General features: G+C 64.7%; 22 protein-coding genes. 10 read left to right on the top strand and 12 right to left on the bottom strand.

Features of this window, described 5'->3' with window-relative positions; translation table 11 throughout:
- Positions 1-160 precede the first annotated feature (160 nt).
- Positions 161-1,951 (top strand): AMP-dependent synthetase/ligase, encoded by a 1,791-nt coding sequence (locus C2U47_RS14060; RefSeq protein ID WP_049635925.1) that lies wholly within the window; start codon positions 161-163, stop codon positions 1,949-1,951.
- Positions 1,952-2,011: 60 nt separating this feature from the next.
- On the opposite strand, the gene C2U47_RS14055 is transcribed toward C2U47_RS14060, so the two are convergent.
- From C2U47_RS14055 to C2U47_RS14040, 4 genes are all read right to left on the bottom strand, one after another.
- A complete protein-coding gene (locus C2U47_RS14055) occupies positions 2,012-3,226 on the bottom strand; it encodes an aldose 1-epimerase family protein (RefSeq protein ID WP_049635926.1) in 1,215 nt (404 codons plus the stop codon).
- Positions 3,227-3,453: 227 nt separating this feature from the next.
- Complete coding sequence (locus C2U47_RS14050; protein ID WP_043155387.1) at positions 3,454-4,146, bottom strand: aspartate/glutamate racemase family protein; 693 nt, start codon at positions 4,144-4,146, stop codon at positions 3,454-3,456.
- Positions 4,147-4,281: 135 nt separating this feature from the next.
- Positions 4,282-4,872 carry a LysE family translocator gene (locus C2U47_RS14045; RefSeq protein ID WP_010672906.1) on the bottom strand — a complete coding sequence of 197 codons (591 nt, stop codon included), beginning with the start codon at positions 4,870-4,872 and terminating at the stop codon, positions 4,282-4,284.
- Between the two features lie 102 nt (positions 4,873-4,974).
- The gene (locus tag C2U47_RS14040) at positions 4,975-5,571 is read right to left on the bottom strand and encodes a LysE family translocator (protein ID WP_039039402.1); all 597 of its coding nucleotides are present in this window, start codon (positions 5,569-5,571) and stop codon (positions 4,975-4,977) included.
- A gap of 116 nt (positions 5,572-5,687) precedes the next feature.
- Here C2U47_RS14040 and C2U47_RS14035 point away from each other — a divergent pair, with 116 nt between their 5' ends.
- The 3 genes from C2U47_RS14035 to C2U47_RS14025 all read left to right on the top strand — a co-directional run bounded on the left by C2U47_RS14035 (position 5,688) and on the right by C2U47_RS14025 (position 9,335).
- Positions 5,688-7,061, top strand: a complete 1,374-nt coding sequence (locus tag C2U47_RS14035) for an aminotransferase-like domain-containing protein (protein WP_049635927.1) — start codon at positions 5,688-5,690, stop codon at positions 7,059-7,061.
- Positions 7,062-7,090: 29 nt separating this feature from the next.
- The gene (locus tag C2U47_RS14030) at positions 7,091-7,555 is read left to right on the top strand and encodes a hypothetical protein (protein WP_049635928.1); all 465 of its coding nucleotides are present in this window, start codon (positions 7,091-7,093) and stop codon (positions 7,553-7,555) included.
- A 142-nt stretch (positions 7,556-7,697) separates the two neighbouring features.
- Positions 7,698-9,335: a hypothetical protein gene (locus C2U47_RS14025; RefSeq protein WP_049635929.1), complete on the top strand. Its 1,638-nt coding sequence runs from the start codon at positions 7,698-7,700 to the stop codon at positions 9,333-9,335.
- A 74-nt stretch (positions 9,336-9,409) separates the two neighbouring features.
- Here C2U47_RS14025 and C2U47_RS14020 read toward each other — a convergent pair whose 3' ends face one another.
- The 3 genes from C2U47_RS14020 to C2U47_RS14010 form a co-directional block, all read right to left on the bottom strand.
- Positions 9,410-10,723 carry a sodium-dependent transporter gene (locus C2U47_RS14020; protein WP_041211033.1) on the bottom strand — a complete coding sequence of 438 codons (1,314 nt, stop codon included), beginning with the start codon at positions 10,721-10,723 and terminating at the stop codon, positions 9,410-9,412.
- 412 nt (positions 10,724-11,135) lie between these two features.
- On the bottom strand, positions 11,136-12,449 hold the full coding sequence (locus C2U47_RS14015; protein WP_049635930.1) for a sodium-dependent transporter: 1,314 nt from the start codon (positions 12,447-12,449) through the stop codon (positions 11,136-11,138).
- A gap of 209 nt (positions 12,450-12,658) precedes the next feature.
- On the bottom strand, positions 12,659-13,498 hold the full coding sequence (locus tag C2U47_RS14010; protein WP_069784926.1) for an isopenicillin N synthase family dioxygenase: 840 nt from the start codon (positions 13,496-13,498) through the stop codon (positions 12,659-12,661).
- A 200-nt stretch (positions 13,499-13,698) separates the two neighbouring features.
- Here C2U47_RS14010 and C2U47_RS14005 point away from each other — a divergent pair, with 200 nt between their 5' ends.
- Positions 13,699-14,262, top strand: a complete 564-nt coding sequence (locus C2U47_RS14005) for a DUF2799 domain-containing protein (RefSeq protein ID WP_010672898.1) — start codon at positions 13,699-13,701, stop codon at positions 14,260-14,262.
- Between the two features lie 54 nt (positions 14,263-14,316).
- Here the strand turns inward: C2U47_RS14005 and C2U47_RS14000 are convergent, their stop codons facing one another.
- Positions 14,317-15,138, bottom strand: coding sequence for a Cof-type HAD-IIB family hydrolase (locus C2U47_RS14000; RefSeq protein ID WP_049635931.1), 822 nt, complete (start codon positions 15,136-15,138; stop codon positions 14,317-14,319).
- A 234-nt stretch (positions 15,139-15,372) separates the two neighbouring features.
- Entirely contained in the window at positions 15,373-16,611 is a 1,239-nt protein-coding gene (locus tag C2U47_RS13995) for an MFS transporter (RefSeq protein WP_049635932.1), read from the bottom strand.
- 148 nt (positions 16,612-16,759) lie between these two features.
- On the opposite strand from C2U47_RS13995, the gene C2U47_RS13990 reads away from it, so the two are divergent.
- Both C2U47_RS13990 and C2U47_RS13985 read left to right on the top strand, forming a co-directional pair.
- On the top strand, positions 16,760-17,383 hold the full coding sequence (locus C2U47_RS13990; protein ID WP_041214535.1) for a helix-turn-helix transcriptional regulator: 624 nt from the start codon (positions 16,760-16,762) through the stop codon (positions 17,381-17,383).
- Between the two features lie 309 nt (positions 17,384-17,692).
- Entirely contained in the window at positions 17,693-18,169 is a 477-nt protein-coding gene (locus tag C2U47_RS13985) for an Lrp/AsnC family transcriptional regulator (protein WP_010672894.1), read from the top strand.
- Between the two features lie 136 nt (positions 18,170-18,305).
- Here C2U47_RS13985 and C2U47_RS13980 read toward each other — a convergent pair whose 3' ends face one another.
- The 3 genes from C2U47_RS13980 to C2U47_RS13970 form a co-directional block, all read right to left on the bottom strand.
- Positions 18,306-18,623, bottom strand: a complete 318-nt coding sequence (locus C2U47_RS13980) for a hypothetical protein (RefSeq protein ID WP_041211026.1) — start codon at positions 18,621-18,623, stop codon at positions 18,306-18,308.
- Between the two features lie 148 nt (positions 18,624-18,771).
- Positions 18,772-19,002 (bottom strand): hypothetical protein, encoded by a 231-nt coding sequence (locus C2U47_RS13975; protein ID WP_029313696.1) that lies wholly within the window; start codon positions 19,000-19,002, stop codon positions 18,772-18,774.
- A 35-nt stretch (positions 19,003-19,037) separates the two neighbouring features.
- On the bottom strand, positions 19,038-19,463 hold the full coding sequence (locus C2U47_RS13970) for a MarR family winged helix-turn-helix transcriptional regulator (protein WP_029313694.1): 426 nt from the start codon (positions 19,461-19,463) through the stop codon (positions 19,038-19,040).
- A 175-nt stretch (positions 19,464-19,638) separates the two neighbouring features.
- On the opposite strand from C2U47_RS13970, the gene C2U47_RS13965 reads away from it, so the two are divergent.
- The 3 genes from C2U47_RS13965 to chrA all read left to right on the top strand — a co-directional run bounded on the left by C2U47_RS13965 (position 19,639) and on the right by chrA (position 22,578).
- A complete protein-coding gene (locus C2U47_RS13965; RefSeq protein ID WP_049635933.1) occupies positions 19,639-20,643 on the top strand; it encodes an NADP-dependent oxidoreductase in 1,005 nt (334 codons plus the stop codon).
- Positions 20,644-20,821: 178 nt separating this feature from the next.
- Complete coding sequence (locus C2U47_RS13960) at positions 20,822-21,262, top strand: nucleotide triphosphate diphosphatase NUDT15 (protein ID WP_039039391.1); 441 nt, start codon at positions 20,822-20,824, stop codon at positions 21,260-21,262.
- 173 nt (positions 21,263-21,435) lie between these two features.
- Positions 21,436-22,578 (top strand): chromate efflux transporter, encoded by a 1,143-nt coding sequence (gene chrA, locus C2U47_RS13955; protein WP_049635934.1) that lies wholly within the window; start codon positions 21,436-21,438, stop codon positions 22,576-22,578.
- The last annotated feature ends 20 nt before the right edge of the window (positions 22,579-22,598 follow it).

The raw sequence follows: 22,598 nt of genomic DNA, 5'->3' as shown, positions 1-22,598 counted from the left end.
CCGATCCCTGCCCCCTATCATGCCTCACTCTCATCTGGTTGACGACTTTGTGATCCAGGACAAATGGCGCACACTTGTAAGCTGTAATGTTAGAGTTTAAACTCCAGCCCCGATTTTGGTGCCCCTGCGGGCGCACAACTGTTACTTGAGGATGCGTGAGATGTCGCAGTTTCATCTGGTTAGAGTGATGCGTGAGCGTATTGCCCGCCTTGGCAACAAGGCCGCCCTGCGCGTCCAGCAGGATGGCCAGTGGCGCGCCATCGGCTGGCGAACCCTGGGTCAGGCCATGGATTATTGCGCCCAGGGCCTGATCCGGGCGGGCCACCAGTCCGGCGAGATGGTCGGCATCTATGCCCGCAACATGCCCGAGTGGACCCAGGCCGACCTCGGCATCCTGGCCGCCCGCGGCGTCAGCGTGCCCATCTACCCCACCAGCACCCTCGATCAGCTGCGCTACATCGTCAAGGATGCCGGCATCAGGATGCTGTTCGTGGGGGAGCAGCCCCAGTTCGATCAGGCGCTGCACCTCATCGACAGCGGCGAGATAAGCCACATCGTCGCCCTGGACGGCACCGTCGATCTGCGCGGCTGCGCCTCGGCCAGCCACTTCCAGACCTTCCTCGTCTCCGGCAACCACCAACCCAGCGAGCTGGTGCTGCGCGAGCGCGAGCGCCACTACCGCATGGACGACCTGCTGACCCTCATCTACACCTCGGGCACCACGGGCGAACCCAAGGGGGTCATGCTCGATTTCGCCAACATGGCCGCCTGCTTCGAGATGCATGACGCTCGCCTCGACCTCAGCGAGCAGGATGTCTCCCTCTGCATGCTGCCGCTGAGCCATGTGTTCGAGCGAGCCTGGAGCTACTACGTGCTCTATTGCGGCGCCGAGAACGTCTACATTCGCGACCCGCAGAAGGTGATGGATGTCATCGGCGAGGTGAAGCCCACCGTGATGTGCGCCGTGCCCCGCCTCTACGAGAAGGCCTACGCCATGATCCAGGCCAAGGTCGCCCAGGCGCCGCGCCTGCGCCGCGCCCTGTTCGGCTGGGCCACCCGGGTGGGCAAACAGATGGTCGCCACCCGTCAGGCGGGCAAGTCCGCCTCTCCCCTGCTCTATGGCCAGCTCTGGCTTGCCGAGCGCCTGGTGTTTCGCAATCTGCGCGCCCGTTTCGGCGGTCGCACCCGCTTCCTGCCGGTGGCGGGCGCCCGTCTCGCGGACGAGGTGAATCTCTTCTTCCAGGCCATGGGGCTCAACCTCAAGTACGGCTACGGCATGACCGAGACCACCGCCACCGTCTGCTGCTATGAAGACACCCAGTTCAGGCTGGGCTCCATTGGCACGGCGCTAAACGGCATCGAGGTGAGACTCGGCGAGAACAACGAACTGCTGGTGCGCGCCCCCACCGTGATGCGTGGCTACTACAACAAGCCGGAGGCCACCGCCGAGGTGATGACCGAGGATGGCTTCCTGCGCACCGGCGATGCAGGCGAGCTGGATGACGAGGGCAACATCTACTTCACCGAGCGCTTGAAGGAGCTGATGAAGACCTCCAACGGCAAGTACGTGGCGCCGCAACTGGTCGAAGGGACCCTCGGCAAGGATCGCTTCATCGAGCAGATTGCCATCGTCGCCGATGCCCGCCACTTCGTGTCGGCGCTCATCGTGCCCTGCTTCGAGTCCCTGGAGGAGTACGCCCGCTCCATCAACCTGCAGTACCAGTGCAAGACCGAGCTGCTGCGCCACTCCCGAGTGATGGAGTTCTTCGAGGCTCGCATTCAGGATCTGCAAAAGGAGCTGGCCAAGTTCGAGCAGGTGAAGAAGTTCACCCTGCTGCCGAGCGCCTTCTCCATGGAGCTCGGGGAGATCACCCCCACCATGAAGCTGCGCCGCAAGATCATCGAGGCCAAGTACCAGCGCGAGATAGAAGCCATGTACAGCCACGTCTGATCGACGGGCCTGATATGAAAAAGCCGCTCATGGAGCGGCTTTTTGCTGGGCGTCTCTCCCTTATGGCAGCTTGACCAGGGGTTGCGCGCGCAGCTCGGTGGCCCGACCGCCCTGGATCTTCTCCACCTGGGCCAGGGCCTGCTTCACCTCGTCGGCATTTTGCAGCAGGCGATAGGTCAGATCGAAGGTCTTGGTCTCCCCCGGCTGGATCTTGGGGACCAGCCCGAGCGGGCGCTGGTACTTGGTGCTGTAGGCATAGCTGGTACCGGGTTCGATGCCGGTCACATAGCCCTGGGCCCGGGTGTCGGTGTTCTTCCACAGGGTCAGCACCGGCAGCTGTCTGGTGTTGTAGCCCACCGCCACTCCGGCGTTGCCGGCCCGGTTGTTCAGCACTGCCAGGGTATTGCCGTCGGCGTCGCTGTAGGGCACCAGGTTGAACACCATCTCGTCGAAGCCCTTGGTGGGCCCCAGATAGGTTTGCCAGCCCTTGAGTCCGGCCTTGGCGTAGTCATTGAACGGGGAGATCTGCTTCACCGGCGTGCTCACCCTGGCTCCCTCCTCCAGAATGGGGGCCCCGAAGTTGCCGTGATAGATGATCTGGTACTCGTTCTCGTAGTCCGCGTGGTTGGTCAGCTTGTCCTGCAGGGCAAACTCCGCCTGACCGGGCACCACGCTCAGCTGGGTCCAGGTGACCAGTTCGCTCATCTTGAAGGTGCGCTCGTCCACCCGGCCCAGCACGTGGATGGCATAGGGCGGCTCTTCGTCCACGGTCACGCTGACCACGGAGGCGGGAATGTTCTGCACCCGGCCATGCAGGCTCTTGAGGCGGCCGTCGTCATCCACCCCGGGATGACCCGTCCACTCGTAGCCGCAGCGCACCAGCATCTCGTTGAAGCCGTCGAGCCAGCCGAGGCCGCCACGGCTCTCGAGATCGATGAAGGCGGGATTGACCACCTCCTTGACCGGTGAATCCCAGCCGAGGCGCAGATCCGCCGCCTTGACCTCCTTGATCCCCATGCCGCGGGTCGGCACCAGGGTGATCTTCATGACGCCGTTGTCGACGATGAGCAGATCCACCCCTTCCTGGCGGCCGCCGTGCAGGCGTTTCTTCTCGATGGTGAAGGGAACCGGGCTCTTGATACCGAGCTTCTCGCTGGTGATCTTCCAGTCACCCACATCCAGCCCTTGCTGGGAGTCGGTCAGCAGAAATTCGGCGGCGTGACCCGCGGTGGCGCCCAGGGCGAGCAGCACGGCAATGGAGAGTTTCTTCAACATGGATTTATCCTCGTGTCTCTTGTTTTTGTGAAAGCTGAATCGTTTCAGTGATCGAAAACTAGGCGTCTGATGCCCCGGACTCAAGAGACAAAAAGAGGAAATGTGAGCCGATTGACAATAAAAACGGCTTCAGCCCTGCTGAAATGAAGGCTGACTCACAGTTATGAAAGGAGGAAAAAACAGGCGGGGCGCCGAGAGGGGCGCCCCCTCACCCCGCCCGCACCACATCAGGCAAGGGCCAGCGTCACCGCGGCTTCGGCGTGGATGGCGGTGGTGTCATAGAGAGGCACGGCGGCCTGGCACGCCCCCACCAGCAGGGCGATCTCGGTGCAACCCAGGATCACCGCCTGGGCACCGGTCTGTGCCAGATCGGCGATGATGGCCAGATACTCGGCCTGAGACGACTCGCGAATATCGCCGAGGCAGAGCTCGTCATAGATGATGCGGTGCACCCGCTCCCGTGCAGCGTCATCAGGCACCAGCACCTCCAGCCCGAAGCGCTCCTGGAGCCGCCCCTTGTAGAAATCCTGCTCCATGGTGAAGCGGGTGCCGAGCAAGCCTACCCGGGTCACCCCGTCGGCCTGGAGGCGATGGGCCGTGGCATCGGCGATGTGGAGCAGGGGAATGTCGATGGCGGCCTCGATCTCCGGCGCCACCTTGTGCATGGTGTTGGTCCCGATCAGCAGAAAATCGGCGCCACCGGCCTGGATGGCCCTGGCCTCGGCCGCCAGCAGACGGGCGGTGGCGGGCCAGTCACCGGCGTGCTGCAACCGCTCTATCCCGGCAAAATCCACGCTGCTCAGCAGCACCCGCGCCGAGTGCAGACCGCCGAGCCGCTCGCGTACCCCCCGGTTGAGGGCCTGGTAATAGCTGACGGTGGACTCCCAGCTCATGCCACCCAGCAGACCGATACATTTCATGGGATCTCCTTATGTAACCCGATGGTGCAAACCAATGCTGCAATCCCTCAGGGGGCGCGTTTGATCGCACCGCCCCGGCAATAAAAAAGGCCCCGAAGGGCCAACAAGACAGCCGGTAAAGGCTCAGGCCGAGGCCTAAACCCAGATCATCAGCACGCAGGCCGCCGTGGCGAGCCCCATGCCCAGATTGAAACGACGCCAGCCGGTGGCGGTGCGGATGAGGCGGCGCACCTGGGCACCGAACAGCACCCAGAAGGCGCCGGTATAGAGGCCGGTCACGAAGAAAATGCCGAGCACCCAGCCTGCGGACGGCCAGTAAGCCTCCCCCGCCAGGGTGAAGCCGCTGATGGCGGAGAGCGCCATCATCCAGGCCTTGGGATTGAGCAGTTGCAGCATGGCCCCCTGATGGGCCGGGATGAGCGGCCGGTTCCCCTCCGCCGGGCCACTGGCGTTGGCCACCTTCCAGGCCAGCCAGAGCAGGTAGGCCGACCCCACCAGCTTGAGGCCGTCGTGCAGCAGGGGCAGACGCTCGAACACCACCCCAAGCCCCAGGGCCGTGGCCAGGATCATCAGGTTGATGCCCCCCACCACCCCCACCAGCAGAGGCACGGAGCGGCGAAACCCCTGGGCGGCCCCGGCACTGGTGAGCAGCATGTTGTTGGGGCCCGGCGTGCCACAGGTGATAAGGGCAAAGCCCGCCAGGGGGAGCAACCAGTTCAGATCCATCTCAACCTCGTTCAGATACGGCAAGCCTCCTAATATGCAGAGCCGACGCCCTGACGACAAGGTCAGCAATGCATTTTCTTTGCATGAATAATCAAGACGCTGTTAATACCAGAGCATCACCACGCACAGGGCGGTCAAGGCACCCAGGCTGCCGTTGAGACGACGCCACCCCTTGTCCGAGTTGATCCAGCGACTGAGCTGATGGCCAAACATCACCCAGGCGAAGCAGACCGGGAACCCCGCCATGGGGAAGACACTCATGATGCCCCACATGCTCGGCCAGTAGTCGCTCCCCGGCAGGCTGAACAGACTGATGGCCGAGATCCCCATCATCCACGCCTTGGGATTGAGGAACTGGAAGCCCAATCCTTCAAGCAGAGTCAAGGGGCGGGCACGGCTGGCGGGATCTCCGGGGGCGCCTGCCACCGCGATGCGCCACGCCAGCCAGAGCAGGTAGAGGCTGCCCAGCACCTGCAGGCTCAGCTTGAGCAGGGGCCAGCGCTCGAACAGCGGATAGAAGCCGAGCGCCAGCACCAGTTGCAACACAGGCTGGCCCACCGCCACCCCGATGAGATGGGGCAGGGTGCGCCGCACGCCGAAGTTGGCGCCGGACGCCGTCAACATCAGGTTGTTCGGCCCGGGCGTGCCGCAGGTGAGCAGGGCGAAGCCAAACAGGGTGGCATACCATTCGATGGTCATGGGGAGACTCCTTTCTCGCCACATTGTACCGATACAATGTGTGCTTGTTGGTTGTGTAAAGACTGATAATCACGCTATATTGCGGACAATCTTGGATCAATGGATTTATTGTCACCATGACAATCTGGACGCCCGACCTCACCCCTTTCGAGGGGCCCCTCTACCTCAAACTGGTCAAAGCCATCGAGCAGGCCATCGCCACCGGCACCCTCTCACCCGAGACCCGGCTGCCGACCCACAGGGCTCTGGCAGACAAGCTGGGGGTCACCGTGGGCACCGTCACCCGCGCCTACACCGAGGCGGAGCGACGGGGCCTGCTGGCGGCCCGGGTCGGGCACGGCACCTGGGTCAGGGGAGCGGCGGATCCCGCCAACGAATGGGTGATCCGCAATGAAGACAGCCAGCGCATCGAGTTGTGGCAGAACCTCCCGGTCCAGCTGGACAGGGGCGCCATCATCAGGCCCCTGCTCACCGATCTGGCGCAGGGGGATCTCAACGGCCTGCTCGGTTATGACAAGGAGGCCGGACGCCCCGCACAGCGCCAGCTGTTCGTCGACTGGCTCGCCGAGCAGGGCATCACGGCGAGCGAAGATCGCCTGCTGTTCAGCCATGGTGCCCAGCACGGCATCATGCTGGCCCTGCTGGCCACCGGCTGCGTGGGAGAGACCCTGTTTTGCGAGGGACTGAGCTACCCCGGCATGCTGGGTAATGCACGCCAGCTCAAGAATCAGGTGGTGGGGCTGGCGATGGATGAGGAGGGACTGCTGCCAGAGGCGCTGGATGCCGCGTGCCGTACCCGCCGGGCCAAGCTGCTCTACCTCACCCCCACCCTGCAAAACCCCACCACGGCCACCATGAGCCTGGCGCGGCGCGACGCCATCGTCGCCATCGCCCGTCGCCACGATCTGCTGATCGTCGAGGATGACGTCAACGGCCTGCTGCCCGAAAGTGCGATCCCTCCCCTGGTCAACCTGGCACCGGAGCGGGTCATCTACCTTGGCAGTCTCGCCAAGATCGCCTGCGGCGGCCTGCGGGTCGGCTTCGTGTTGTCCCCTCCCGCCCTTCGCAACGGCTTCGCCCAGGCGATGCGGCTGTCGAGCTGGATGGTGAGTCCGCTGCTCATCGAACTGGCCTGCAAGCTGGTGAGCCAGCGCCAGATCATGCCGCTCATCGAACACCAGCGAAAAATCCTGGCGCGCCGGGGTGAGCTACTGCGCCACCTGCTGCCGGGAGCGCGCTGGCAGGCGGGGTCCATGCACGCCTGGCTGCCGCTGCCCGAGCCCTGGCGCAGCCAGGAGTTTGCGGAGGCCGCCAACGCCCTTGACGTGGGGGTCGCCAGCGGAGAACACTTCGCCGCCGGCCAGTTTGCCGCCCCGCAGGGAGTACGCCTCAGCCTGAGCCAGCCCGCCACCGACGCCCGCGTCGCCGAAGGGCTGGAGCGCCTCGCCGGGCTGCTGAGGGGCACGCCGCCCACCAATCCCCTGCTATAGTCATTGACCCTGGCACCCGAGGAGCCTTCATGTCTGCCGCCCGTCCCGCCCTGCTGATCACAACCCTGCTGCTGGGAGGCTGCGCCTCCCCGGCCCATCAACAGCTTGGCGCCGCCCTGAGCGGACTGGAGGGGGAGCTGACGCGGCTGGAGGAGGAGTTGGCAGCCATGAACGGCCTTCACTATCAAAAAGCCATCGACGCCCCGGTGGCGCTGCGCCGCTATCTCAAGGCCCCCGCACCGACGGCGGAGGGGCTGGTGCCCGTGCAGAGCCGACTGCAAGATGGCCCCCAGCTGCGCTACGACTACCGGCTGCCCGCCGGGATGACACGGCTGCCCACCGACAACCCCTGCCTGCGCTACGAGTTCGAGCTGCGCCGCCTCGGGCGCCTGGGCCAGCTCGAGCTCACCTGGCAGGGAAAGGCGGGAGCCGGGGAGCTGCGTGTCCCCCAGCGGGACTGCCCCTTCTCGGCCAGGGGGCCCGGCCTTCAGTGATGCTATCTTTGCCCCGCCCAAGGCCGGCACTGAGCCATCCCTGACCCAGGTGGGGTATTGACCCCCTCTGGCTCTCGCGGGAGAGTGGAGGCTAACTTTGAATCCAACCTCGCCACCCCCGACCGGCGAAGGAGCGTCAAAGATGCAGATCCTCCTCATCGAAGACGATGCCATGATGGGCTCGACCCTCACCCAGGGACTGAGTGATCTGGGGCTGCCCCCCACCGAGCTGTTCCACTGCAAAGAGATTGCAAGCCTGCCCGCCCTGCTGCGCCAGCACGCCTTCGATGCCATTCTTTGCCGCCAGTATCACCACCAGGCCCACGAGGGAGTCAGGCTGCTGCATGAAGCACACCACCTGGGCCTGCTCGCGCCCGGCTGCGTGCTCCTGCTGCTGGAGCAGGACGAGGACACCGGCCAGTTCCCCCCCTCCGACCTCTATTTCGCCCTGCGTCTGGCCGTGCCCTTCACCACGGAGCAGCTGGCGCACAGCCTGCAAGCGCTGCTGGCACTGACCACGGTGACCCGCCCCCTGGCCACCCCCATGGCGCTCAGGGAGTGGCGCAGCGCCTGCGCCCAGTGCGAGGATCTGCTTTACCGGCACGCCAGCCACAAGGGGCTGGAAGCACAGATGGACAGGGTAAAGGGCTACATGCTGCTGCAAGCCGGGGAACGGGTGCAGGCCGCCCAGCACTACGCCATCTGCACCACGGAGCACGATGCCTGGTGGCCACGCCAGGGACTGAACCAGGCTCTGCTCGGGCTGAACCGGGTGGAGAGCGCCCACAAGGATCTGGCCCGCAACCGGGAGCGACTGCCCCCCGTCATCCATCAGGCGCTGGTTCTCGCCTGCCAACTGCACGAGGCGCAGTGGGATCCGGCCTGGGAAACCTTGTCAGGCTTGCTGCACCGCTGCCCCTGGCAGCCGCAGTGGCGCCAGGTGGCCATTTTGCTGGCCTTGCTGCGAAGGGATGAAGGTCAGGTGCTGGCGCAGGCCAGCGATTTCATCCTGCGCTACTTCCCCAAACAGACGTTTCGCCACTCCGTTGAACGCTGCCTGCTGGATGCGACCCTGGCGGTGCTCTGGCATCCACCGGGAGAGGCCAGAGTTCATGGGCTGCAGCAGGCTCTGGAGGAGCTCGGTCAGCAGGCCGTGACCCTGCGTGCCCACGAGGAGGGGCTGCTGCGCGCCCTGATGCTGGGTCTGGATTATCGATTCGATGGCGCCTTGATGCTGCTGGCCAAGCACCCGCCGGAGGCGGCGCGGGACAATCACCTCAACCAGCTGCTCGGGGTGGCCGTCAGCCAGTTCTGCGGGCTTCCCCACCATGCCCAGCGTTATCTGGCCCAGCTCGGCCAGTATCAGGGGCCGGTGGCACAGACCCCGCTGTTGCAGGGGCTCATTTTGCAGGTGGTCGACGATCTGGCGCGGCAACTGGCGCAGCGGGAGCAGCAGCTGACCCAGCTGCGCGAGGAGCGGCAACGGGCCATGACCACGGGTCAGCTCCAGCTCGCCGTGCAGAGCGCTCTGACCCTGCAGGAGCGATTCCCGGCCCAGGCGGGGGATGCCTGGCAACTGCTGGTATTGCTGACCCAGTGCTGGCCCGCTGGCATGGCGGCCCCGGCGGTGGCCCGCCTGGTGGACAGGCTGGAGCAGCGTCTCAACCACAGTGCCGCCTTCCTGGAACACCATGGGAACGCCTATCGGGAAACCCTGCAACAGGTGAGATCTCACCTGGCCCCCAAACTGCCGCCCCTCGGTCCCCATCAGGGCCTATAGCCATCCAGGGCGGTGCATGCCGCCCTGGCAGGTGCATGCCGCCCTGGCAGGTGCATGCCGCCCTGGCAGGTGTGTTACAACAAGCCCCGCACCAGGATCCCCGCGATCAGCAGGGGGGCGACCAGCCGCCAGCACCAGAGCAGCGCACCACGCATCAGCGGCGAGAGATCCGCAGGCACAATACTGTCCCCCAGCTTCCAGCCAAGCAGCAGGGTCAGCACCAGACCGAACAGGGGCATCATCAGGTTGGAGGTGAGGTAATCCAGCAGATCGAACAGGGTTTTGCCAAACAGGGTGTAGTCCGCCCAGGGCCCGAATGACAGACTGACCGGAATGCCGCAGGCCATGATGAGCAGGGTCAGCACCCGGCAGGCATTGCGGCGCGACCAGCCCCACTCCTCGGTGGTGAAGCGCACCAGGTGCTCCAGCATGGAGATGGAGGAGGAGAGCGCCGCCACCAGCAGCAGCAGGAAGAAGATCACCGCCAGCCCCTGACCGAACGGCAGGTGGTTGAACACCGCCGGCATGGTCATGAAGGTGAGGCCGGGGCCGGCGGCAGGATCGATGCCGGTGGAGGCCAGCACCGGGAAGATCATCAGCCCCGCCAGCACCGAGATGCAGCTCGCCAGGGTGACCACCCAGACCCCGGAGCGCAGCGCCCCGTCACTGCTCGGCAGGTAGGCGCCATAGGTGGTGTGTACCCCGAGGCCAATGGAGAGGGAGAAGAACGCCAGCCCCAGGGCGTCGAGCACCCCCTGCCCCGTCAGGTGGGAAAAGTCGGGCATCAGGAACTGGCGTACCCCGGCCATGGCCCCCGGCATGGAGAGCCCGGTCACCACCAGGAGCAGCATCATCACGAACAGGGCCGGCATCATCCAGCGCAGCGCCCGCTCCACCCCTTGTTGCAGCCCTCCCTGCACGAACCACCAGGTGAGCCCGGCGAAGACGAGATGGGTGAGGGCCGGCCAGAGGGGATCGCTCACATAACCGGTAAAGAGTGCGGTGAGGGTGCTCGCCTCACTCAGGTTGAGCTCACCGCCCACGGCCAGGGCCGCATAGCCCACGGTCCAGCCCCCCACCACGCTGTAGAAGCTGTAGATGAAGAAGCCACACAGGATCCCCATGTAACCCATCCAGCGCCAGTTCGGCCCCACCAACTTGTGGAAGGCGCCGAGCACGCCGCGCTGGCTGCGGCTGCCGAGCAGGGTCTCCCCCACCAGCACCGCGACCCCCAGGGTGAAGCTGAAGAGCAGGAACACCAGCAGGAAGGCACCGCCCCCGTTGGTGGCTGTCACATAGGGAAACTTCCAGATGGCGCCAAGGCCGATCGCCGAGCCGGCGGCCGCCAGCACATGACCAATACGGGAAGACCACTGAACCTGGCTCATACAACCTCCGGGCAAGACAACATCAGTTCGATACTCCATGGCTAGACGCGGTGTGCGCCGCAACAAAAAAGGCCGCCTGAGGGCGACCTTTGCAATGAACAGTCAGACAAACGACACCTGCAAGGTCACCTCTCCAGGAAGGGGCTAAATCGGCCACAGAGAGCGATAAGGGGTGACATGGGAGGGCGACGCCTGCACGGTAAAAAGGAGCCACAGCCTAAACCATGGCAAGAGAAGTTGACAGGAAATAGTCTAAAACAGAACCAAAAACAGATTTAACCAAAACAAAATATCGAAATTACAGACCGTTACTCTATTTATTTTTAATTAACAGATTTTTATAAAGAGTCAATCCTGCCACCCCACTCCCCTGCCAGCCCGGCCGGGGAGTGGCACAGATGACCAACCCTCCCTACACCAGGCCGCGCACCAGAATGCCACCAATGAGCAGGGGAGCCAGCCAGCGCCAGCAGCCCATCAGCAGTGCCCGCCAGTGGGGAGCCAGCCCTTCGGGCAGCGCCTGGCGACCGAGCCGCCAGCCCAGCAGCAGCGTCAGGGCCAGCCCGAACAGGGGCATCATCAGGTTGGAGGTGATGAAGTCCAGCAACTCGAAGATGTTCTTGCCAAACAGGGTCAGGGTGGCCCAGGGACCGAACGACAGGCTCACCGGGATGCCACCCGCCATCACCAGGGCAATGACCAGGTTGCACGCCGTGCGGCGGGACCAGCCCAGGCTCTCGCACAGGAAGCACTGCAAGTGCTCCAGCAGGGAGATGGAGGAGGAGAGCGCCGCCACCACCAGCAGGGAGAAGAACACCACCGCCAGCCCCTGGCCGAAGGGCAGTTGCTGGAACACCGCCGGCATGGTCATGAAGGTGAGGCCCGGGCCCGAGGCCGGGTCAATACCGGTCGCCGCCAGTACCGGGAAGATCATCAGGCCCGCCAGCACGGCGATGACGCTCGCCAACAGCACTACCCAGAGGCTGGAGCGACCGACCCCTTCGCTGGAAGGCAGGTAGGCGCCATAGGTGGTGTGGATGCCAAGGCCGATGGAGAGGGAGAAAAAGGCCAGCCCCATGGCGTCCAGCACACCCGACATGCCGAGCTTGCTGAAATCGGGCATCAGGAAGTGGCGCACCCCGGCCATGGCGCCCGGCAGGGTGAGGCCGAAGGCCACCAGCAGCAGGATCATGATGAAGAGGGCCGGCATCATCCAGCGCAGGGTGCGCTCCACCCCTTGTTGCACGCCGCCCCGCACGAACCACCAGGTCAAGCCGGCAAACAGCAGGTGGGTCAGCACCGGCCAGAACGGATCACCGACGTAGTCGTTGAAACGGGCGGTCAGTGCCGCGCCGTCCCCCTGTTGCAGCTCCCCCGCCAGGGCCATGCCCGTGTACCCCAGGGTCCAGCCGCCCACCACGCTGTAGAAACAGAAGATGAGCAGGCTGCACAGCAAACCCATGGCACCGACCCAGCGCCAGCGCCTGCCCATCAGTTCACCAAAGGCTCCCACCACCCCGCGCCGGGTCAGGCTGCCGATCAGGGTCTCCCCCATCAGCACCGCCACCCCCAGGGTGAAGCTGAACAGCAGAAAGACCAGCAGGAAGGCGCCGCCACCGTTGGCGGCGGTGACATAGGGGAACTTCCAGATGGCGCCGAGACCGACCGCGGAACCTGCGGCGGCCAGGATGTAACCGAGCCGGGATGACCATTGGGACTGCTTCATAAGAACTCCACGGGAAGGGCCTGCCAGCGAGGCCCGAAATGGCGCTCAGAGTACGCCCGCGGGCGCGCAATCACTCGGCGTATATCCGATATAAAACTTAGTTTTTAGCATCATTAACCAATAAAATTCGGATAACCAACCAATCGTGCCACAAAATAAAAACCGGAGCGGGGATGCTCCGGTTTGTTGTCTGCCCGGGTCTGGCGGGATTAGATCACCCCCAGCTCCCGCAGCCGCTCCATCAGATAGCTGTGGGCGGTGTGACGCTCCGAGAGCACCACATCCGGACGGGGGTGCAGGAAGAGCGGCAAGGAGATGCGGGACTTGGCGGCACTGTCCCCGGTCGGGTTGATGACCCTGTGGGTGGTGGAGGGGTAATAGCCGCGGGAGGCCTCCTGCAGCATGTCACCGATGTTGATGATGAGGGTGCCGAAATCGCAGGGCACATCCATCCACTCCCCGTCTGAACCTTTCACCTGCAGGCCCGGCTCGTTGGAGGCGGGCAGAATGGTCAGCAGGTTGATGTCTTCATGGGCGGCGGCGCGGATGGCACCCGGCTCCTCGGTGCCGTCGAAGGGCGGGTAGTGCAGCACCCGCAGCAAGGTCTTGTGGCTCTCTTCGATCATGGAGGAGAGCGGGCAGCTGTAATGGGCGGCGATGTCGCCCGGGGTGTGTTGCTCCACCCAGCCCAGCAGCTCGGCGGCCAGATCGTTGGCCAGGCGGTAGTACTCCATCGCCTGCTCTTTCAGCTCTGCCGGCATCTGGCCCCAGGGATAGATGTGGAAGTACTCCTTGATGTCCTTCTGGCTGTGGCCCTTGGCCACCTCGGACACCGAGGGCGGGAAGTAGCCGTCCTGGGTCTCGCGATTGAACAGGAAATCCTGCTTCTGTTCGCTCATGAAGAAGCGATACCAGTTGTCATAGATGGACTGCACCAGCTCCTTCGGGATGGGGTGGTGAGTCAGCACCCCGAAGCCGGTGGTGCGCAGGGATTCGGTGAAGCGCTCGGCCGCATCGGGGGAGCGATAATCGACGGTCAGGACTTTCATTGTTTTTATGTTACATGCCAGTTAAAAGTAGGCGCAGTTTACCCTGCCTCCCCGGGCAAGAAAAGGCTGCCGGAAGCCCGTCTACAACGGCTTGAAAATACTGATAAAAACATCATGATACGGCCCCCTCGCCCGGTGCTTGTCCCGGACGGGCCTCCTCTTCTAGAATGCCCCACCCCCTTTGCTGTCGGAGCCCCCTCATGTCCCCCAAGATCCTGTTGTTGACCCTTCCCTTCCTGCTCGCCGGGTGCAGTTCCCTCTCGGAGGAGGAGTGCCGTGCCATGAGCTGGTACAACCAAGGCTATCAGGACGGGGAGCAGGGCAAGACCCGGAGCGCCACCCGCGACTATCAGAAGACCTGCGGGGAGTACGGCCTCAAGGTGGATGAGGCGGAGTGGCAGCGCGGCTACGCCAAGGGGCTGGAGCTCTATTGCATCCCCGAGCTTGCCTACAGCAAGGGACGGGAGGGGAGCGAATACCTGGGGGTCTGCCCCAACGACACCAGCTTCCTCACCCAGTTCGAGCGCGGCCGCAAGGAGTACCTGCTGGAGCAGCGCCTCGGCGAATTGCAGCAGGAGCTGGAGCGCACCGAGCGGAGCATCCACCAGCTGGATCAGCAGATCCGGGGCGAGAGCGACAGCCGCCAGCGCGACTACTACCGTGCCCAGCGCGAGCGCGCCATCCGTCACTACGAAGGAGTATACCGGGACTACAACCGGCTGCGCTTCCCGGATCGGGTGATCCAGTTCTCCTTCGGGAGCTGACAAAAAGGGGCCGACATGGCCCCTTTCTGTTTATGCCGCAGACTGTTTTTCCCCTCAGGCCGGCAGGACCCAGCGCTGCAACGCCAGGGCGATGCCATCCTCGTTGTGATCCGCGGTGACCCGGTCTGCATGGGCCTGGATCTGGGGCGCCGCATTGCCCATGGCCACCGCCAGCCCCACCTGCTCGAACATGCTGATGTCGTTGTTGTTGTCGCCAAAGGCCACCAGGTTCTCCATGGCGATCCCCTCCCTCGCGGCCCACTGGGCCAGCCGGTTGCCCTTGCTGCAACCTGGCTGCACCAGCTCCACCGCATAGGGGGCCGCCCAGTCACGGGTGAAGGGCAATCTCTCCACCACCTCCCCGACGAAACGGTGCAACCGGCCGGGATCCTGGTTGAACAACTCCAGCTTCCAGATGGGGGACTGCAACCAGGACTCGATATCCTCGGCGGGCAGCAGGGAGACCTTGAGGTGATCCGGCTGGGTTGCCGACCAGCGCCGCATCCGGCCCACGTGCTCCTCGCAGCCCAGGTAGCCGATGCCGTCCCCCAGGTGGAACAGCGCCCCCATCTGCTGGGCTTGCACCTCCTCCAGCAGGGTGGTGAGAGGCGCCACGGCCAGGGGATCCCCGGCGAGGATCCTCTCCTGCACCGGATCATAGAGGTAGGCACCGTTGCTGCAGATGATGGGGGTGTCGAGGGCCAGCTCGTGGTGGAAGGGACGGGCCGTCATGAAGTGGCGACCCGTCACCAGCAGCACCTTGATGTCGTGGGCCCGGGCCTGGGCCAGGGCCGCCCGGGTAGCGGACGAGATCTTGTGATCCCGGTTCAGCAGGGTACCGTCCATGTCCAATGCAATGGCCTGATAACGACTCATATCACCTCCAAGAATGTCGAGACGGGTGCGGCGCCATCCCTCCCGTTTCCAGTGCCATGACGACACATCTCACCGCCGGGAATGCGGACTGGGCATCGCAAGGCCCATGATGGGAGACGCGCTCGCCGGGGGGCGGGAACAGCGGAGCAAAGAGCCATACCGTCCCAGACTCGGCGCCGCGATGCAAGTCCGGCCCGCCATCCCGTCGCCGAACTGTGATCCCCGCGCCCTTCGTCAGCCCGCCTCGGCGCACCCGGCCACGGCGTTTCGCCTGTCCGCCCGTCTGCGCAATCCGTAGAAACCGAGGGCACAGATCACGCCGCAGAGGCCGGCCAGGTAGAAGGGCCACTCGGTCCCCGCCAGCAGCACCAGGCTGCCCAGCACCACCGCCAGGATCTCGCTGCCCACCGCCAGACCGCGGTAGAGCCCCATCGCCTGCCCCTGCTGGCTGGCATGGCTGCGGTTGGAGACCGCCACCGAGGTGGCCAGCTCCCCCAGACTCATGCCGATGCCGGCCGGGATGAAGGTGAGCGCGAGCCCCCACCACTGGGTCGGCAGGATGAACATCAGCATGCCCGCCGCCATCACCAGGTGGCCGACGATGCCAAGGGAGCTGCCGCGCCAGTGCCGTGCCAACTGCTCACCGATCCAGGAGCCCAGCATCATGGGCACGCTCACCAGCACGGCGGCCTGGGCCAGTTGCACCGGATCCCATGCCAGCCGCTCCACCAGCCAGACATTGAAGTAGGTGAAGTAGAGCTGTACCGCCCCATAGCTTGCCAGGGTCAGGGCAAAGTAGGGCAGGAGACGAGGTTGCAGCAGCAGTTGGCGGGTCGAGAGAGGAACCTCATCCCGGGTCGCCGGCACCGGGGGACGATTGGGCAGCAGCCAGAGCACCAGCAGCAGGTTGATCACCGTCATCCCCACCGCCAGCCAGGCCGCCAGGCTGTAATCTCCCGAGACCACGGCCGCATAGCCTCCGATCATGGGACCCACCACCCAGCCCAGGTTCATGCCGATGTTGATGCGGGCGAAGTTGCGGGCCTTGGTCCTGGCCGTGCTCATGTCCGCCGCCATCGCCTGCACGATGGCGATGTCGCCGTTGAAGAAGCCCTCCACCACCCGGCTCAGCAGCAAGAGCGGCAGGGAACGCCAGGCGATGCCGAGAGCCATCAGCACATACCCCGCCAGCACCCCCACCAGACAGAGGGTCAGCACCGGCTTGCGCCCATGGCGATCGGAGAGGCGGCCAAGCAAGGGGGCCCCCAGCAGTTGAAACAGTGGATAGAGCCCCATGATGACGCCAAGCCACACCTTGCGGCTCCAGTCCGACGCCTGTGGCGTCAACATGCCCTGGGCCGGATCCAGCAGCAGCGGCGCCAGGACGGGGGAAGGCAGGCTGAACCCCGCCACCGCCAGCGTCACCGTCATCACCAATACCCAGAGGGTCCCCTGTCCCTTGATCCCTTCCATCTTCGCCTCATTAAATAAAGTCATCGGTTTATTTATATTGTGAGGGGTCGTCCATTAAGTAAAGCAGATTGTTGATTTAAATCGCCCTGCTACCCATAATGACCTCATCCAGGCGGTCACCGCACCGATACCCACCACCGGAGCCCCCATGAACGCCAGTACCGACAAGATCCTCTATCTGCTGAAAACCCGCGGCCCCCAGAGCGCCGCCGAACTCGGCGACCAGTTGCAGATGACGTCCATGGGGGCGCGCCAGCACCTGATGGCCCTGGAGTCCGAGGGCTGGGTGGGGTTTAGCGACGAGGCCCGCGGCCGCGGTCGCCCGGTGCGCCTGTGGCACCTCACCGACCAGGCCTGGCAACGCTTCCCCGACACCCATGGCGATCTGACCCTGCAGCTGATCGACGACATCCGGCAGGTGTTTGGCGACGCGGGCATGGAGCAGCTCATCACGCGGCGGGAGCAGCAGATGCAGGCACGCTATGAATCCAGGCTGACCCAGCCGGCGCTGGCAGACAGGCTGATGACGCTCAAGGCACTGCGCACCCAGGAGGGGTATATGGCGGACATGTCGCAGGAGGAGGACGGCAGCTGGCTGTGGTGGGAGAGTCACTGCCCCATCTGCAGTGCGGCCAGAGCCTGTCGGGGCTTTTGCCGCAGCGAGCTGGCGCTGTTTCGCCGGTTGCTGGCGCCGGCCGAGGTGGAGCGGGAGCAGTATCTGCTGGAGGGGGACAGCCGCTGCCTCTATCGCATCCGGCCGCCCCGCCCCTGAGCGGGCGGAACGCAAAAACAACAAAGCAGGCGCCGGGATGCCTGCTTTGTTGCCTTCGGGGAGGGGGTGCTCTCGTTCCAGCCCGTTGTTTCCCGATAAGGTCGAACGGCTGATGGGGCTCTTGACCCGGTAAGGTCCTTCACCACAGGTGCCTGGTCGGGCGCCTGTCTTGCCACCGGAAGATGTAACCATGTTACTCCCCGCGATGCGGTGAGTGGTTGTGAAGTAGCAGGTATTTTCAGTTGTTTTTGCAATAGTTCACCCTTAATCTAGGAAAAGTGGATTAGTAATTGCGAAGAGGTACGGAGAATGCTGAAACTTGATCGTATAGACAGGCATATTCTGGAGCTGATGCAGGAAAATGGCCGCATCAGCAACCTGGAGCTGGCCGAGCTGGTCGGGCTCTCTCCTTCCCCCTGCTCGCGCCGGGTCAAGGCGCTGGAGGATGCCGGTCTCATCGATACCCATGTCACCCTGCTCAATGCCCGCCAGCTGGGGCTGACCCTCACCGCCTACATTCACATCTCCATGGACAGGCACACTCCGGAGCGGTTCGAGAACTTCGATCGCGCCGTCAAGGATCTGCCCGAGGTGCTGGAGTGCGACCTCATCACCGGCAACGATGCGGATTACCAGCTCAAGGTGGTGGTGCGGGATATGGAGCACTACCAGCACTTCCTGCTGGACAAGCTGACCCACATCTCCGGCGTGACCGGGGTGCGTTCGAGCTTCGTGCTGCGCCGCATCAAGCACAAGACCGCCCTGCCCCTCAACCACCTGGGCTGACAACCCACCCCGCATCCGGGGATGCACCAAAAGCAAGAGGAGGCCAGGGCCTCCTCTTCTTGTCTCTGCTATCAAGGGCATTCGCGGTCAACACAGCCCCCGGGCGCCCTCGCGCCGCCAGGTGGTGGACGCCTCGTCATGCCTCGACCTGGCTGACGTCCTGCACCTGCAGCAACCAGCCGCTCTGCTCCTGCAGGGGTTCGCCGCGCAGCCGCAGCCGCTCACCGGTCGACACCCACTGCCCTTTGGGCAGAGATATTTCCAGGCTCTCGCTGCCGTTGTCGAACACCCAGCGATCGGCGCCCAACGACTCCATCAAGTACCCTTCCATCTCCACTCTGGACTCGGCCTGCCAGGAGGGGGAGGCGGTATCACGGCTCTCGATGAAATCCCCCTGAACACCAAAGCTGGCCAGCCCCCACAGAATGGAGAGCCCGACGATGGATGATTGCATCTCTCTCTCCTGTTGGTTTGCTACCTTGAGGGCCAGTATGGGAAGAGAAAAATGAGTGCACCATGAACAAGGTGCCAAAGTGCTGGCAAGATCGCGAAAAAAACCGGCCCCATGGCCGGTCATGTCATTTTATGTCGTACAGGTCACACTACTTGGCCGCTTCTTCTGCCATCCGTGCAGCCCTTGGTTTATTTGTCCACATGGCCACCCCGCGGTGATCCGCACAGATCCCCTCGTCGGTGACCGCCCGCACCCGGACCCCGTCCTTGCAGATGGCCTGCCAGGCATCGGCATCGTCGATCTGCAGCTCGGAACGGGGATAGGAGGTATCGGCGCAGGCGCACAGCAGGATGGCAAACAGAGGGAGCAGGGATTGCATGGGTTTCATCGGGTCACTCCTGACGGGGAAAGGGATCAGCGCCCCAGCTGCGCCGCCACGCGATCGCAAAGCTGCTTGAGCTGGGCCAACTCAGCATCGGCCAGATCCACCTGATTGCGCAAGCTGTCCGCCAGACAGCACTCCCTGACCTCCTGCTGCAACTGGCGTCCCGCCTCGGTCAGACTGATGCACTTTTGCCGCTCATCCTCGTGGGAGACGGTTCGGGTCAGCCACCCCTTGCTCTCCAGCCGCTTGACGATGGGGGTCAGGGTGCCCGCATCCAGTCCGGTCTCCTGCCCTATCTCCTTGAGGCTGACCTCGTCCCGGGCCCAGAGCGAGAGCATCACCAGGTACTGGGTATAGGTGAGATCCAGCTTGTCCAGCAGCGGCCGATAGGCACGCATCACCGCATTGGAGGCGCTGTAGAGGGCAAAACAGACCTGCTTTTTCAATTCGCTCATGGAGGACCTCGCTGACGACAAGGGGGCAGTATACCCCATCAACTTCGGGGCTGAATAGTTTGCACACAAAACAGTTGCCAGCCCCCGTGTTCAGGACTACCCTGATTTTAGTTTGCACACAAACAAAAATACCAGGCCGCCGCCCGACGCGCGGCCCCACTGCCGGAGAATGCCCATGAATGCCATCAGCCATCAAATCCAACTGCTGCGTCGCCCCACCGGTCTCCCCACCCTGGAGGACTTCGCCCTCCGGGACGTGCCCCTGCCCGCCCTGCAGGAGGGAGAGGTGCAGGTCGCCAACCAGTGGCTGTCGGTGGACCCCTACATGCGCGGCCGCATGAGCGAGGCAAAAAGCTACGTTCCTCCCTTCCCCCTCAACGGCCCCCTCGACGGCGGCGCCATCGGCACGGTACAGGCATCGCGCCACCCCGATTTCAAGGTGGGGGACAAGGTGAGCAGCATGCTGGGCTGGCGGGATGCCTTCGTGGCAAACGCCGCCCAGCTCACCCGCCTGCCCGACACCACCCTGCCGCCCCAGCGCTTCCTCGGCGCCCTCGGCATGCCGGGCATGACCGCCTGGGCGGGCCTGCACAAGGTGGCACACCTGAAGGCCGGTGAAACCCTGCTGGTCTCGGCAGCCTCCGGGGCGGTCGGCACCATGGCGGTCCAGCTCGCCAAGCAGGCGGGGGCCAGGGTCATCGGCTCCACCGGCTCGGCCGACAAGGTCGCCTACCTCAAGACCCTGGGAGCCGATGCGGTGATCAACTACCGGGAGACCCCGGATCTCGACGCCGAGCTGGCCCGCCTCGCCCCCGAAGGCATCCACGTCTACTTCGAGAACGTGGGGGGCGCCATGCTGGATGCCGCCCTTAACCACCTGGTGGTGCACGGGCGCATCGTGCTGTGCGGCCTCATCGAGCAGTACAACAGCAACGGCCAGGCCAGCGGCCCGCGCAACCTCTCCCAGGTGATCCGCAAGCGCATCCTGATGCAGGGGCTGCTGGTCTCCGATCACTGGCAACACTACGGGGCGTTCCTGGCCGAGGCCATGCCGGCCTTCGAGGCGGGCACCCTCCAGGCCGAGGAGACCGTCAGCGAGGGGCTGGCCAGCATGCCGCAAGCCTTTATCGGACTGTTCCAGGGCCGCAATACCGGCAAGATGCTGGTCAGACTGCCCTGATCCGGAGGCATTTCCCATCTATTTAACAGATAGAATATCGCCAGACCCATCCATTTAAGCGATGGAAAATCGGCATCCGATCGCCCTTGAACAGGCGGCTTGCACAACGGGCCCATCCCCCCTAAGGTGGGCCCGTTTTCCCTGGCGCACCCCGCCGTCTCAGCAAGGAGCCTCCCCTATGTCTACCCCCTATCCCCGCGTCGGTGTCGGCGTCATTCTCACCAATGGCCAGGGCCAGGTACTGCTTGGCAAGCGCAAGGGCAGCCATGCCCCCTACTGGTCCATCGCTGGCGGTCATCTGGAATTGGGGGAGACCTTCGAGTCGGCAGCCATCCGGGAGGTGGCGGAGGAGACCGGCTTCGTCATCCGCCAGCCTCGCGTCATCGCCGTCACCAACAACCTGGAGACCTGGCGCGAGAGCGGCCTGCACTACATCTCGGTCACCCTGCTGGCAGAGGTGGACGGGGAGCCGCAACTGCTGGAGCCGGAAAAATGCGAGGGCTGGATCTGGTGCGACCCGCACACTCTGCCCGAGCCTCACTTCGATGCCAGTCGCCAGTCCATCGCCTGCTGGCTGGCGGGACAATGCTACCTGCCCCAGGCACAACCTGCCCCCTGACCCTCACCGGCAGGCTGCCGCGCGTCACCCCGGTACCTCTCGTCAGCTGGCGGAGGCGACCAGCCACCCCGCCAGCCCCTGTTGATGGCAGGCAGCGCGGGAGGGCGTACCGTCACCAAACTGTCACTTTTTTGTCATATTATCCGGGCCAGGATGATGACGAGGAGGGGAAGATGGGACAGGTATTCATGCAGTTCTTGTGGCTGGGGTGCATCAGTGTTGGCGGGCCGGCCGCCCATATCGGCTATTTTCAGCGCACCTTTGTCCAGCGGCTGGGCTGGCTGAACCAGGCGGAGTTCGCCCAGTTGCTGGCCCTGTGCCAACTGCTGCCGGGTCCGGCCTCCAGCCAGCTCGGCTTTGCCATCGGTCGCCACCGTGCCGGCATCGGCGGCGCCCTGGCCGCCTTCGTCGGCTTTACCCTCCCCTCCTTTCTGCTGTTGCTGGCGGCCGCCGTCGGTCTGGGTCAGCTTGCGGGCAACCTCTGGCTGGACGCCGCCCTGCACGGCCTCAAGCTGCTGGCGCTCGTCGTGGTGGCGGATGCCGTGCTCACCATGAGCCGCCAGTTCTGCAAGACGGCGCTGCAACAGGGGGTCATGGTGGCCACCGCCGCCGCCCTCTGGTGCGCCCCCGGTCTTCTGACCCAGGTCGCCATGCTGCTCGGCGCGGCCCTGCTCTGTGCCCTGCGCGAGCCGCACCCGGGGAGTCAGGGCCCCGCGTCCACTCCGGATCGCCAGCCTCACTGGCCGACCCTGCTGCTGTTCGCCCTGCTGTTCGTCGGCCTGCCCCTGGTGGCGAGCGGCCCCGTCAGCCAGTTGCTGGCCGACTTTTACCGGGCAGGCAGCCTGGTGTTTGGCGGTGGTCACGTGGTGCTGCCCCTGTTGCAGGAGAGCCTGGGTCACCACCTGAGCGAGCAGCAGTTCCTGACCGGCTACGGCCTGGCCCAGCTGGTACCCGGCCCCATGTTCACCCTGGCCACCTACCTGGGCGCCGTGCTGTTGCCCGCCACTCCCCTCATCGGGGCGCTGCTGGCGACCCTGGCGCTCTTCCTGCCGGGTTTCTTGCTGCTCTGGGCGCTGGGCCCCTGCTGGCAGCACTGGCTGGCCCGCCCCCGTCTGGCGGGGGCCGTGGCCGGCATCAACGCCGCCGTGGTGGGGCTGCTGCTGGCGGCCCTCTATCAGCCGGTGTGGCAGAGCGCCGTGCTCTCCCCCACCGATCTGGCGCTGGCCGCCGTCGGCTTCTACCTGCTGCGGGTGCCACGGCTCCCCGTTCTGCCCCTCGCCGCCCTGCTGACGGGGGCCGCCCTGCTGCTGGCCTGACGAACCCGCGACAAGTCAGG

This window comes from Aeromonas sp. ASNIH7, assembly GCF_002903485.1.
In the GTDB taxonomy this organism is placed as follows: Bacteria; Pseudomonadota; Gammaproteobacteria; order Enterobacterales; family Aeromonadaceae; genus Aeromonas; species Aeromonas caviae.
This window is presented reverse-complemented; position numbering and strand designations above follow the sequence as displayed.